At 42.8% G+C, this 12,983-nt stretch carries 12 protein-coding genes; 5 read left to right on the top strand and 7 right to left on the bottom strand.

Annotated features, from left to right (window positions below):
• Positions 1-16: 16 nt before the first annotated feature.
• Positions 17-409 (top strand): DUF3859 domain-containing protein, encoded by a 393-nt coding sequence (locus AAEY97_RS06725; protein WP_102036807.1) that lies wholly within the window; start codon positions 17-19, stop codon positions 407-409.
• 91 nt (positions 410-500) lie between these two features.
• A complete protein-coding gene (locus AAEY97_RS06720) occupies positions 501-1,508 on the top strand; it encodes a class I SAM-dependent rRNA methyltransferase (protein ID WP_350997534.1) in 1,008 nt (335 codons plus the stop codon).
• 136 nt (positions 1,509-1,644) lie between these two features.
• On the opposite strand, the gene AAEY97_RS06715 is transcribed toward AAEY97_RS06720, so the two are convergent.
• Entirely contained in the window at positions 1,645-3,408 is a 1,764-nt protein-coding gene (locus tag AAEY97_RS06715; protein ID WP_350997531.1) for an alkaline phosphatase D family protein, read from the bottom strand.
• 322 nt (positions 3,409-3,730) lie between these two features.
• Between AAEY97_RS06715 and ohr the strand changes: the two genes are divergently transcribed.
• On the top strand, positions 3,731-4,153 hold the full coding sequence (ohr, locus tag AAEY97_RS06710) for an organic hydroperoxide reductase Ohr (protein WP_350997528.1): 423 nt from the start codon (positions 3,731-3,733) through the stop codon (positions 4,151-4,153).
• A 145-nt stretch (positions 4,154-4,298) separates the two neighbouring features.
• Here the strand turns inward: ohr and AAEY97_RS06705 are convergent, their stop codons facing one another.
• From AAEY97_RS06705 to AAEY97_RS06695, 3 genes are all read right to left on the bottom strand, one after another.
• The gene (locus AAEY97_RS06705) at positions 4,299-5,309 is read right to left on the bottom strand and encodes an LLM class flavin-dependent oxidoreductase (RefSeq protein WP_350997690.1); all 1,011 of its coding nucleotides are present in this window, start codon (positions 5,307-5,309) and stop codon (positions 4,299-4,301) included.
• Positions 5,310-5,397: 88 nt separating this feature from the next.
• Positions 5,398-5,922 carry a DUF3087 domain-containing protein gene (locus tag AAEY97_RS06700; protein ID WP_162023961.1) on the bottom strand — a complete coding sequence of 175 codons (525 nt, stop codon included), beginning with the start codon at positions 5,920-5,922 and terminating at the stop codon, positions 5,398-5,400.
• 208 nt (positions 5,923-6,130) lie between these two features.
• Positions 6,131-6,898, bottom strand: coding sequence for an SDR family NAD(P)-dependent oxidoreductase (locus AAEY97_RS06695; protein ID WP_350979862.1), 768 nt, complete (start codon positions 6,896-6,898; stop codon positions 6,131-6,133).
• Between the two features lie 105 nt (positions 6,899-7,003).
• Between AAEY97_RS06695 and AAEY97_RS06690 the strand changes: the two genes are divergently transcribed.
• Positions 7,004-7,339, top strand: a complete 336-nt coding sequence (locus AAEY97_RS06690) for a winged helix-turn-helix transcriptional regulator (protein ID WP_011639018.1) — start codon at positions 7,004-7,006, stop codon at positions 7,337-7,339.
• A 45-nt stretch (positions 7,340-7,384) separates the two neighbouring features.
• Here AAEY97_RS06690 and AAEY97_RS06685 read toward each other — a convergent pair whose 3' ends face one another.
• Positions 7,385-8,857, bottom strand: a complete 1,473-nt coding sequence (locus AAEY97_RS06685) for an MBL fold metallo-hydrolase RNA specificity domain-containing protein (RefSeq protein ID WP_350997525.1) — start codon at positions 8,855-8,857, stop codon at positions 7,385-7,387.
• Positions 8,858-9,226: 369 nt separating this feature from the next.
• Between AAEY97_RS06685 and AAEY97_RS06680 the strand changes: the two genes are divergently transcribed.
• On the top strand, positions 9,227-10,435 hold the full coding sequence (locus tag AAEY97_RS06680) for a porin (protein ID WP_350997522.1): 1,209 nt from the start codon (positions 9,227-9,229) through the stop codon (positions 10,433-10,435).
• A gap of 158 nt (positions 10,436-10,593) precedes the next feature.
• Here the strand turns inward: AAEY97_RS06680 and AAEY97_RS06675 are convergent, their stop codons facing one another.
• Positions 10,594-11,103: a peptidylprolyl isomerase gene (locus AAEY97_RS06675; protein WP_101085068.1), complete on the bottom strand. Its 510-nt coding sequence runs from the start codon at positions 11,101-11,103 to the stop codon at positions 10,594-10,596.
• A 469-nt stretch (positions 11,104-11,572) separates the two neighbouring features.
• Positions 11,573-12,913 carry a M20 metallopeptidase family protein gene (locus AAEY97_RS06670; protein WP_350997520.1) on the bottom strand — a complete coding sequence of 447 codons (1,341 nt, stop codon included), beginning with the start codon at positions 12,911-12,913 and terminating at the stop codon, positions 11,573-11,575.
• Between the last annotated feature and the right edge of the window lie 70 nt (positions 12,914-12,983).

The following is a 12,983-nucleotide window of genomic DNA, read 5'->3' as shown; positions in this document are numbered from 1 at the left end:
TATAAAGGGATAGCCCTTGAGTAAGTTAAAAGCGGACGTGAGCATTATTTACAGTGGCATATTCAGCCAATGGGACAATCAAAGCGATGACTTGCCGCGCTTGTTGCAGGCAACGATACATGTACCTGCGATTATCGACACCGAATTTGGCTTTATCACGCGCATCAAAAAGGCTAAAAACCAAGTACTCACTTATTGTATTTACCACCCTAACATTACCGATGACGACGGTAATGTTAGCCCACCGTTTGATGGTGAGATATTTATCAAAGAAAATGATTGGCGCTTTTATCTGGGTGATTGCATCTGGGCACCGATCACTAATAAGGTCGGTAATTGGCGCATGACGCTGGAGTTAAATGGCAAAATTATTGCCGACAAAACCTTTAAGGTGCATCTACCAGATTAATTGCGACGCCTAATAGTCTGTACTGCAACTTCACTAAGTTAGAATGTTTGCTATAATCCGCGCCAATAGCCACACCATTTAATGAGCCCTCATGTCCATTCAAGCTGTTTTAGCCGATGCTTTAGCCAAGCGTGCCACTTTTTTTGAGCAAGCTGCCAAAGATAATACTGATTGTTATCGGGTTTTTCACGGCACCGTTGAAGGTGAAAATGGCCTTAACATTGACCGTTACGGCGATGCATGGCTGATTCAAACGTTTCACCAAACCTTATCGGCTCAGCAACTTGAAGACATATCAAGCTTACTGACTGCTCACGCGGACTACCATATCGTTTACAACGATCGCTCTGGCAGCCATTCTCGTGTGGTCAATCATGCCGAAAATGAAGCCCAAGACTACTCGCAATCAGAACAAGTTATCCATGAAAATGGCATTGCTTTTACCTCCAAGCTACGCCATGAAGGTCAAGATCCGCTGCTATTTTTAGATATGCGTATTGGGCGTGAATATGTGCGCGCTAACAGCCAAGATAAGAGTGTTCTTAACTTGTTTTCATACACTTGTGGTATTGGTACTGCTGCTGCGATGGGCGGTGCTCGTAAAGTCATGAATGTCGACTTTTCATCATTTGCATTAGCGGCGGGACAAAAAAATGCTGAGCTAAACAATGTCACTGATGTGTGTGAATTTGTGCAAAGTGATGCGTTTCCGGCATTGCGTCAATTAGCGGGGTTGCCTATTGGCGGTCGTCGTAATCAAAAGCTGCCTAAATACCCTAAACTGCGTGTTGCTCAGTTCGACTTAGTGTTTTTAGATCCACCACGGTTTGCTAAAAGCGCCTTTGGTATTGTCGACTTAGTCAATGATTACCAAGGTTTATTTAAACCAGCAGTATTAACCACCAAAGTCGGCGGTAAAATTGTCTGTTGTAATAATGTCGCTAAAGTTGATCGCCAAGCATGGTACGACAGCCTAGTCCGCTGCGTAGAAAAGCAAGGCCGTAAAGTCACTGCGACTCAGTGGTTAGATTGCCACCCAGACTTCCCCGCATTTGATGACAATCATCCGTTAAAAATTGTCGTGCTAACCATAGATTAGCTATTGATGAACCATAGATTAACTATGGATTAACTATGGATTAGCCATAGGTTTAGCTAAGCGATATGCCGCTTATATAAATTATTCAGCCACCTTCACGGTGGCTGAATTGTATCTGCGAATTCACATCAATTGATTACGACACTGGCGTAACTTTAGGGCTGCCAGCGGTACTGGTGGCACTGTAACCACGAGCATCTAATTGAACAAATGTCTTATCTAAAATCGTATCAACGTATTGCCAATCACTGCGAACTTCATTTTCAGTAAATGTCAGTAATAAATAGCCGCGATCTTTCAAATTAGCGTATTTGAGATCGGCGATCAAACCGACTATTGCTGCTTCAGTTGCTGGCATTTCAGCATCAGACAAGCCTAAGTAATACTCAAGACCTGGGGATGACACCGAACTGGTGGCAAACTCTATCCCGACAATATCGCCACCACTATCGGTTAAATCGCTGGCCCATGCATTATGGGTATCACCGGCAATCACCACCAAGTTATGCTGTAACGACTTTGCCGTCGCTAAAATCACTTCGCGCTCGTAGGCGTAACCATCCCACGCATCTAAGTTGTATGGAATTGCGGGCAGCTGTAGTAATGCAATCACCTCTGGCGTCAGCTTGGCTTGATTCGCTTGTAAGTAAGCTAACTCTTCTGCGGTTAACGTTGGATCGCTAGCTTGAGCACGGCCCGCTAGCTGCGCTAATCCGGCAAGCTCAGCAAACTGCGGAATACTCATTTGCTGAGTCGCAATAGCAGCAGGCATTAACATTTTGCCCATTAACACCTGTTGACCTAATACTTGCCACTTAGCAGTAGACTGCAACAAAGTTTGTTGTAACCACAATAGTTGAGTCTGGCCTAACAGGGTGCGGTCAGTATCGGTTACATCCGCGAGAAATGTGCTGCTGTTAAATGCACCTGTGGTCGCATCAATATATTGGCTATATTCTAATTGTTTATCGCGAGCCAATACCCGAGTATCGAGCATGTGCAAATCAACCAAGTTACCGTAATTAAAGCTTCTGTAAATTTCTTCATGATTACCTTCACTCCATGGACGAATTGGCAGCCATTCAAAGTACGCCTGTAGTGCGGCTTGTTTGCGTTGATCAAAATCACCTTCACCATCATTATGATTTTCAGCACCGTCTTTCCAGGTATCATTGGCCACTTCATGGTCATCCCACACGGTAATAAATGGTACTTTGGCATGTAGCTTTTGTAAGCTCGCATCACTACGATATTGACTGTAACGGGTGCGGTAGTCGTCTAATAAAAATAATTCACCGGCTGGCAACACTTCACGCCCAAGCTCGACAGCATGTTCACTGGCGTATTCACCACGAGCATACTCATATAAATAATCGCCTAAGTGCACTACAGCGTCCAAATCATTTTGCTGTGCAGCCATTTCATACACATTAAAATAACCAGCAGGGAAATTAGCGCATGACATTACCGCCAACTTAACTGACGCTACGCTACCTTCAGGTAATGTACGTGTTTGCCCTATTTCCGATACCGTTTCACCCGCTTTAAAACGATAGTAATACTGCTGACCCGCTTCAAGTTCGACAGCGTCAACTTTAACGGTATAGTCACGGTTTTTATTCGTCACCGTTTGGCCGTTTGTGACTACTTGACTAAAGTTGCTGTCAGTGGCGACTTCCCATGACACAGTAATATCACCTTCAACATCAGGCGTAACACGAGTCCATAAAATCACCGCATCTGCAGCAGGGTCGCCACTGGCAACACCTTGTAAAAATTGACCCGATACGACATCGTCATCATCACTGCTACAGCCCATTAATCCATAAGACACCACTACTGCCCCAGCACCTTTAGCTGACATAGCCAAAAAGTCACGACGAGTTACAAACCGTTTCATAGCCTATCCTTATTTTTTATCGTTCGCATATTATGTGGCGATGCTTAGCACTGCCTAAGAGGTCTAATGAGTGGCTATTGTGAGAGCTAATGATGACATAAAGGTGACAGAAGAATGACAAGCTAATCATATTGATACCAAAGTAAGGCTAAGGTTTACAACCATCGGATAGTGATTTTTAGACAGTGATTGTTAAATAATAACACAACAACAAAAATTAAATTGCGCACAATGTAGTTGCAAATTATTGTCGGCTTAGTTATAGTAAACACAATTAGATTGCGTACAACTTAAATTAACTAACTTTTACACGAGGTTTACTATGAAAGCACTATATACCACTTCAGCAACAGCATTAGCAGGCCGTAATGGCCAAGTTTCTACCGACGATAAAAAAGTAGATTTACAATTAAGTTACCCAAAAGAAATGGGTGGCAGTGGTGAGTTTACTAATCCAGAACAGTTATTTGCTGCCGGTTATGCCGCATGTTTTTCTAACGCGATTCTGCATGTAGCCAGCCAAAGTAAAGTCGCTATCAAGGCAGCTCCAACTACAGCAACTGTCGGTATCGGTGCCAATGACAATGGTGGTTTTGCATTAACAGTAGCGCTAGCAGTTGAACTTAAACTCGACCAAGCAGAAGCTGAACAGTTAGTGAAAACAGCGCACCAAGTTTGCCCATACTCAAACGCAGTACGTGGCAACATCGATGTAAAATTAACCGTAAACGGTCAAGCGATTTAAGCTTTTTGTAAACCAGTTTTACTGACTTAAAAACAAAAACCAAGACATTTGTCTTGGTTTTTTTGTGCTTGTGGCAGCCTATTAGCACTTACTTAGTCAACTTACTTAGTCAACTTACTTAGTCAACTCGATGACTTTAGCGGCGCTATTGTTTCACGCTCATTAAAATGTTGAGGGCGCGTAAACGATGTTCACTGTCATATAAGTCATTGGTAAACATAAGCTCATCAACACCTAGCTGTTGAACAATCACTTCAAGTCGATGTTTAATCGTTGCTGGTCCGCCACACACCGACAAACTTAAAAAGTTATCGACGTAGCTTTTCTCTTGCTCGCTCCACAACCCATCCATACTATCGACAGGCGGTTTAAGCCACATTTCATTGCCACGAATTAACGCCAAAATACGTTGTTTCGAGCTAGTACTAAGGTGCTCTGCTTCAGCATCTGTTGGGGCGGCGACCAAAGGTAATCCCAACATAACATAAGGCTTGCTCAATACCGCCGAAGGGATAAATTCACGTCGATAAAGCGCTACTGCATCATGTAAAAAACGCGGCGCAAAGTGGCCTGCAAATACATACGGCAATCCACGTTTAGCAGCCAACTGAGCGCTAAACAAACTTGAACCTAATAACCAAATGGGCACATTAGTGTCTTCGCCCGGAATCGCTCTCACTTGGGCGGAGGCAGCTTGCTGACGCTGCGCTCGCGGACCTAATAATGATTGCAGTTCGCTCACTTCTTCTGGGAAATGCTCTGCTCGGCTATCATCACGATTCAATGCGCGACTCGTCACTTGGTCGCTACCGGGTGCGCGACCTAAGCCTAAATCGATACGGTTGGGATACAGGCTGGCCAAGGTGCCAAACTGCTCTGCAACCACTAAGGGGGCATGATTAGGTAACATGATCCCGCCAGCGCCAACACGAATACGTTGAGTTCCACCTGCAATATAGCCAATTAATATCGAGGTTGCCGAACATATAATGCCTGGCATATTGTGATGTTCAGCCAACCAAAAACGATTAATACCAACATTTTCGGCATGTTGGGCATAACGCAGGCTACCTTGTAACGTTTCAGTGACGTTGGCATCTTCGCGCATCGGAGCGAGTTCGAGTAATGAAAAAGGAATATCTGCCAATATTGACATCATGGCTCCTTATTTAAGGTAAGAATTGATGGCATCCGCTGAAAACCACGCTATAACGCTAGCAAAAAAGTTATCAACAGATGATGGTCTAAAAGGCTTGTAGCATGTCGGGAGTAAACTCATCAGCATCAACAGAAATACCAGCCGCATCAATGCATTTCTGTAGTTTATCTAACTCATTATTGACGTTTGAAATAGTTAAGGTGTTGTTATCTAACTCATACACTAGCGCTAAGCTTTGATAATAAAAACTGAGGATGACTAATGCATCACGGTTATTGTCTTTGGCGGCTAGTTGAATCGATTTAAGCTTGCGGTAAATTTTGTTCTGCAACTGTTTCAGTTGCCACACATAATACACTTCATAAAATTTCGGTTTTGAACGCAGGTTACGTATTAAAAATACGCACACCATTAACGCCAAAATCACCCCAGTAAAATTAAGATGAAAATTGCCAGTAGCCTCTGCACCGGGTAATGGCTTAACGCCAAAAAAATAGATCATCAACTGACCCAATATTACTGACAAAATAGCCAGCGTTGCCACTAAACCTATCTGCACTTGATTATTAACCGAACGATACTGGCTTTTATTAATGTTAACTAACTTCATCACGCCGCTCACATCACTTATTTATCTATAGCTTAACGTGTTAGAGCGATTTATAGAATGAAATATTAACGCTTATTAAGTGTGATTTAATCTAAAGTTATCGGATGTAATGTTATTGGATGTAAGTTAGCGAGTAACAAGGAGCGACCAAGATCGCCCCCCAAACATTCATATTTCAAATAGGCAATGCTCTATTGTAAGCAAAATGTTAGTTACGGCCAGCCATCACGCCACCATCTACATCCCATACCGCGCCAGTCACCCAAGCGGCTTTATCTGATAACAAAAATACTATGCTATTTGCTACATCGGTCGGACTACCTACTCGGCCAATGGGATGGAATGGATTGAAACTGTCGAGCACACTAGCCATATCTTGCGGTTCGATAAAAGCTTGATAAATTGGCGTGCTAACAACAGCTGGCGATACCGCATTAACACGAATATTATGATCCGCTAGTTCCATTGCCATGTGCTGAGTTAACGCATGTAATCCTGCTTTGGCCATAGAATATGCGCTTGACGGTGTGGCTTTAATGGCTTGTTTAGCCCACATAGAACCAATGTTCACTATGCTACCGCCATGATGTTTAATCATGTTTCTGGCTACCGCTTGTGAAATCACAAAAATGGCTTTGTTAAGCTCCATGTAAATATCGTAATCACTCATTTGATGATCTAAAAACGGCTTAGGATTAAAATAGCCTGCAGCATTCACTAAATGATCGATTTTATGATCCATGGAATTGATCATATTGATCAAACGGCTGAGATCTTGCGGGTCATATAAATTGGCTTGAAACCCACTGACACTCCCCAGCGAAGACAGTTGCGCCACTGCAGCATTGAGTTTATCGGTTTTATTGCCAACGATAATGGTATCAACACCTTGCGACACGAGTTGCTTGGCGGTTTCAAAACCGATACCGCTTGTGCCGCCAATAATCAGCGCTGTTGTTTGAGTTGAATTCGTCATTTGAGCACACCTAATAAAAGAGTAAGTGTGTTAAGCTTATTGGCAAACTATCCAATTGAATAGTAAGTACAATTAAGTCCTATAGGTACTTTTAGGTACATATTAATGAATACAAAAGAAAAATTATTTCTGCGAAAGTCTGCCCCAGAAAAAAGTGCCCGTATGGTCGAAACCATTTACGGCTGTAAATGGTCATTAACTGTGTATCAGCTATTAGCCAATAACATTAACCGTCCCGGTGAAATGGTAAAATCAGTTGAAGGGCTCAGCACCAAAGTGCTCAATCAATGTTTGAAAAAAAACATCGAATTTGGCATTTTGAATAAAATTAATTACCCTGAAATTCCACCGAGAGTAGAATACCAAGTGACCGAATTTGGGCAAAAATTTATGCGCATATTAGATGATATTGAAAAGCTGCAACACGAAATTGATGCTTAGCCCGCAGGCTAAGCAATCGTTCAGCTCATAACACATTCACTCAAATTAAGTTGCTGATGGCTCATTAGATCCACTCGCCGTATTCAACCACACAAACTCAGGTAATGCGTTTAAGTCTAGGCAATCTCCTCGTTGGGCAATCGCACTATTTTTCGGTTTATTGGCACTGTCTTGATTAAGCGCTTCAATCAATACTTGCTGTGCTTTTAGTTCACCATGTACCAATATTACCGCGGGTGATTGCTCAAAATGGCGATACCAAAACAATAACTCGGCTTGGTCAGCATGGGCTGATAACCCACCTACAGTATGAATACTGGCAGCAACCTTAATACTTTGGCCATGAATCGTCAGCTCTTCAGCACCGTCGACTAATATCCGCCCTGGCGTTCCCATTGCCTGAAAACCACAAATAATAATATCGGCTTCTTTACGCCATAGGTTATGCACAAAATGATTGCGAATTCGGCCGCCATTACACATACCACTGCCGGCAATAATGATTAATCCTTTATGAATATCGTTCAACTCTATCGACTCTTCAGTGCTACACACAAATTCAGCACTGGATAACAACGGATGTTGCCCAGGCGATAAGCGGGTAAAACGCTTAAAGTCATCGTCCATCAACGGATAATTGTTAACATATACCTCGGTTGCTTTTATCGCCATTGGACTGTCTAAACAAATACGCCAACGTGATAAGTCCCACTCTTTGGCATATAAATGAAATAGATAAAGAAGCTCTTGAGCACGTCCCACCGAAAATGCCGGGATCAAAATATTGCCCCTACTTTCATGAATAGTTCGTTTGAAAATTGATTTCAGTTCAACCAAGGTATCTTGCCAACTGCGGTGCAATCTATCGCCGTAAGTACTTTCCATTAGCACTAAATCAGCTTGTTCAATAAACGTTGGGTCATCCAAAACCGGCATACCTGCACGACCTAAATCACCACTAAAAACCAGTTTTTTCTGTTGAGGTTTATTGCCTAACCACAACTCCACCACCGCAGAACCCAGAATATGTCCCGCATCGGACAAGCAAACCTCTACCCCATCGGCAACCTGCACTCGCTGGCCATAATCTACCATCACAAACTGCGCCATTACTTGATCGACATCTTTCTCGGTAAATAGCGGTTCAAGCAGTTCTAAATCATGTTTTGCACGTTTTTTATTTTGCCTGTCGGTATCTCTTTCTTGCAGCATGGCTGCATCACGCAACATGACATCACATAACTCTGCAGTGGCTTTTTGAGTATAAATGGGGCCAGTAAACCCCTGATTAATCAAATAAGGCAAACGGCCGGAATGATCAATATGGGCATGGCTTAATACCACTGCATGGATTTGTGTGGCGTCGAATGGAAAAGGATCGTGATTACGTAACGCGTCAGCTTTACTCCCTTGAATTAATCCACAATCAAGCAGCACTTGCTGCCCTTTGACTGTGAGTAAATGGCAAGATCCAGTGACCTCTTGAGTTGCGCCGTGAAACTGCAAAGTCATGTCCATAATGTCGCCCCCGATAAAATCGATAACAGTGCTAAATTAAGCGTATGCCATTGGTAAAATAAAGTCGCGATCTACATCAAATAAACGCTCAAAAAACACGCTATTTTAAAGGCAAATAAAAAACCACATTAAGTGCATAAGTAACCGCCAAGCAACATTTACTTACAATTATTAACTGCGGTACAACTCAGTATTAACACTCGATTTTACTAAGTCATTGAACAACGAATTTTATGAGATATATCGCCTTTTTTGAGCACATTTCACTTTGTGAGTCACTCATAGGTTTGATATTCTCCGTCGCCTCAATGGAAAGATATATTAACGGACTAAGCTGTGCTTACTCAAACAACAAGACAAGAGATTAAAATGAACAGAACATTAATTGCAGCATTAATTTCAACAATTCTTATTGCACCTGCAGCGTCAGCAATCGAAGTTTATAAAGATGATGTTAATGCGGTTAAAATTGGCGGCTTTATCGATGCGCGCGTGATCAATACTCAAGGTGAAACAGAAGTTGTTAACGGTGCTTCACGGATTAATTTTGGTTTTAGTCGTCAACTACAAAATGACTGGAAAGCTTACGCCTTGCTTGAATGGGGTGTAAATCCAGTAGGTAGCACAGATATTGTTTACAATAATCGCTTTGAATCAATTCAAGACGAGTTTTTCTATAATCGTCTTGGTTATGCCGGTTTATCACATGACAAATACGGTAGCATCACAATTGGCAAGCAATGGGGTGCTTGGTATGACGTGGTGTACAGCACAAACTATGGCTTTGTATGGGACGGAAACACTGCGGGTGTTTACACTTACAACAAAGATGACGGCGCGGTAAATGGTGTCGGTCGTGGTGACAAAACAGTTCAATATCGTAACAGCTTTGGCGACGTAAGTTTTGCCGTGCAAGCCCAACTTAAAAACAGTGCTTTCTATACTTGTGATGTAGAAAATATCACTCAAGATGCCTGTGAAGAGTTATGGGCAGCAAGTTCAACGTCGGCACAGCAAGTTGAGTATAACTATACCTATGGTGGTGCTGTCACTTACCAAGCCACTGATAAGCTAGTGCTAACTGCCGGTGTTAACCGTGGTGAGTTTGATGTGACCTTTGGTAACGGTGGAACATCCACTGCTGTTGATCTTATTTACGGCATGGGTATCACTTGGGGCAACTTTGAGCAGAATGGTTTTTATACTGCTGCCAACGTAAACAAAAACGAAAATCATGACACCGACAATATCGGTCGTTTAATTAACGACGCTGTGGGTATTGAATCATTGTTCTCGTACAAGTTCGATAACAACATTCGTACTTTTATTTCGTACAACATTCTTGATGCTGGATCTAACTACGTGATCCAACCTAACTACAATGCCGATCAAGATGACGTTTTTAAACGTCAGTTTTTCGTAGTAGGTTTACATTATGTATTTGACCCAGATACTGTTTTATATGTTGAAGCTCGCCGTGATTACAGCAATTTCACCAGTGCAGACAAAGCACAACAAGCCAGAATGGAACTGTCTGAAGATGACGGCGTTGCCATTGGTATTCGTTTCACACTTTAATGTGACTACTGTGGTTTAACACAGATCAAAAAAAGTTCGACAGTGATGTCGAACCTTTTTTATTGCGTTGTTTTAAGCTAGTGCTTAATAGTAAGTGCTTAATAGCTATTACTTACTCGCTAATGTTTAATAGCGAGTAAGTAAATAGCACAGCATATTTAAGCAACAGGTTTCTCGTCAACAATGGTCACTTTCTCAACAATAATCGGCTCACGCGGTACATCTTCATGGCCTGCCATCGTCGTTGTTTTAACTCGCTCCATTTGCTGAATAACATCCATACCGGCGGTCACTTTGGCAAACACCGCATAACCCCAACCCGCATTGGTCATTGCTGCGTGGTCTAGAAAATCATTGTCGGCGACATTAATAAAAAATTGCCCAGTAGCTGAATGCGGCGAATCTGTTCGAGCCATCGCCAAAGTACCCAACACGTTGTTCAAACCTTTATTGGCTTCATTGGCAATAGGGTCACGAGTAGGTTTTTCTTTCATTTTGGCGGTTAAGCCACCGCCCTGCACCATAAAACCTTTAATAACCCGATGAAAAATAGTGCCTTCATAAAAACCGTCTTGGCAGTATTTTAAAAAGTTTTTTGAAGAAACCGGCGCACGTTCCATTTCAAGCTCTACGGTAAAATCGCCAAGGTTGGTGCTAAAGATAATCATATACAGCCATGTTCCAAAAATGAGAATAGCCACCATTATATTATATAGAACCGTAGGCGGCTATCGCGCTTATTGTTGAATGAAATTCTATCCTTTAAACACTTTCCACTTATTGGGCTGGCTGATTAAATAAATCCATCGCGGTGCGTGTCATCGCCCTAACCTCAGTGCGAATAGTTAACGGCATAGATAACCGGGTGCAAACTGACTTGAATGTAAACGTTCAAGTTTATTGCGCTGGTTGATTAAATAAATCCATCGCAGATTTTGTCATAGCCCTAACCCCAGTGCGAATGGTTAATGGCATAGATAACCGGGTGAAAACTGACTTGAATGTAAACGTTCAAGTTTATTGGGCTGGCTGATTAAATAAATCCATCGCGGCGCGTGTCATCACCCTAACCCCAGTACGAATGGTTAACGGCATAGATAACCGGGTGCAAACTGACTTGAATGTAAACGTTCAAGTTTATTGCGCTGGGTGATTAAATAAATCCATCGCGGATTTTGTCATAGCCCTAACCCCAGTGCGGATAGTTAACGAATAATCTGGCGCAAACTGACTAGAATGCAAAGACGGCAAGGTATCGCCAGACTCAAGACTCGCTTGATACTGGCTAGGTTCTACCCCGCCCAGCCAAAATAAAGTAATCGGACGTTTCTCTGCAGTGAGCCCATATAAACCAAAATCTTCGCCAGCCATTACCGGTGGTGCCACCAGCACATTATCGCTGCCTAATTCGGCTTCAATACTGGCTTTAACCTTAGCGGCTAACGTGGGATCGTTATAGGTTGACGGAATGGTTTCATCATCATGTACATACACCACAGGCATAAGGTCATCTGGCAAGCCAGCACTAATCGCGATACCGGTAGTAATACGTTTAATCGCCGCGATTTGCTGCTCACGAACCTTAGGGTTATATGAACGCAAGGTTAGCTGAAGCTTCACTTCATCTGAAATAATATTGTGCTTTGAGCCGCCATGAATAGCGCCAACAGTAACCACATTAGGCTCTAACGGCGAGACTTCTCGGCTAACAATGGTTTGCAGTGCAAGCACTGTGCGCGCAGCAAGTACCACAGAATCGATAGTGACGTGCGGATAAGCACCATGGCCACCTTTGCCCTTAATGGTAATATCAACCGAATCAACATTCGCCAAGGCATAACCACTTACGGTGCCGACTTTGCCTGCAGGAATTGACGCACTCACATGCAAACCAATAATGCTGTCTGGTGTTGGGAACTGGCTAAACAACCCCTGTTTTAGCATGGCTTTGGCGCCGCCACCGACTTCTTCTGCGGGTTGAGCCACCATCATCAAAGTACCTTGCCAGTCTGCTTTGTGAAGCATCAGTTGCTGTGCAGTACCAATTAAACTGGTCATGTGAATATCGTGGCCGCAACCATGCATAATCCCAACAGTACTGTTGTCCGCATTAAGTGTTGTCACGGTCGAGGCGTACTCTTTTCCCGTTTGCTCAATAATTGGCAAGCCATCAATATCTGCACGGATCATCACCACGGGGCCTTTACCGTTTTTGACAATACCGACCACACCATAACCGCCAAAATTAGCAGTAACCTCAAAGCCTAATTGCTTTAGTTCTTGCGCCATACGTTGGCTAGTAGCTTTTTCTTGATATGACAATTCAGGGTGTTGATGCAGGTGTAGATATAGTTGCTCAAGCTTTGGTAATGCTTTACTTACAGAGAGATCAAGATCGCTCGCACTAGCAGTAAATGATAACGACGAAGCTGAAAACACTAACGCCAATAAGGGGTACGCAACACGTAAGCAGGTCATATTATTATTCTTAATTGTCGGGATTTGAGTATGTTAACCTACCATAAGCTTAAGCCACTTTGTAATGGGT

Origin of the sequence: Shewanella sp. TB7-MNA-CIBAN-0143, assembly GCF_040310065.1 — a bacterium.
Taxonomy (GTDB): Bacteria; Pseudomonadota; Gammaproteobacteria; order Enterobacterales; family Shewanellaceae; genus Shewanella.
Note: the sequence above shows the minus strand (reverse complement) of the source record. Positions and strands in the feature narration are given on the sequence as shown.

Coding starts and splice junctions, on each gene's coding strand:
- AAEY97_RS06705 (WP_350997690.1), bottom strand. CDS start 5,309: ATGTCAATATTGGCAGATATTCCTTTTTCATTACTCGAACTCGCTCCG.
- AAEY97_RS06675 (WP_101085068.1), bottom strand. CDS start 11,103: ATGATTATCTTTAGCACCAACCTTGGCGATTTTACCGTAGAGCTTGAA.
- AAEY97_RS06700 (WP_162023961.1), bottom strand. CDS start 5,922: ATGAAGTTAGTTAACATTAATAAAAGCCAGTATCGTTCGGTTAATAAT.
- AAEY97_RS06685 (WP_350997525.1), bottom strand. CDS start 8,857: ATGGACATGACTTTGCAGTTTCACGGCGCAACTCAAGAGGTCACTGGA.
- AAEY97_RS06720 (WP_350997534.1), top strand. CDS start 501: ATGTCCATTCAAGCTGTTTTAGCCGATGCTTTAGCCAAGCGTGCCACT.
- AAEY97_RS06715 (WP_350997531.1), bottom strand. CDS start 3,408: ATGAAACGGTTTGTAACTCGTCGTGACTTTTTGGCTATGTCAGCTAAA.
- AAEY97_RS06690 (WP_011639018.1), top strand. CDS start 7,004: ATGAATACAAAAGAAAAATTATTTCTGCGAAAGTCTGCCCCAGAAAAA.
- AAEY97_RS06680 (WP_350997522.1), top strand. CDS start 9,227: ATGAACAGAACATTAATTGCAGCATTAATTTCAACAATTCTTATTGCA.
- ohr (WP_350997528.1), top strand. CDS start 3,731: ATGAAAGCACTATATACCACTTCAGCAACAGCATTAGCAGGCCGTAAT.
- AAEY97_RS06695 (WP_350979862.1), bottom strand. CDS start 6,898: ATGACGAATTCAACTCAAACAACAGCGCTGATTATTGGCGGCACAAGC.
- AAEY97_RS06670 (WP_350997520.1), bottom strand. CDS start 12,913: ATGACCTGCTTACGTGTTGCGTACCCCTTATTGGCGTTAGTGTTTTCA.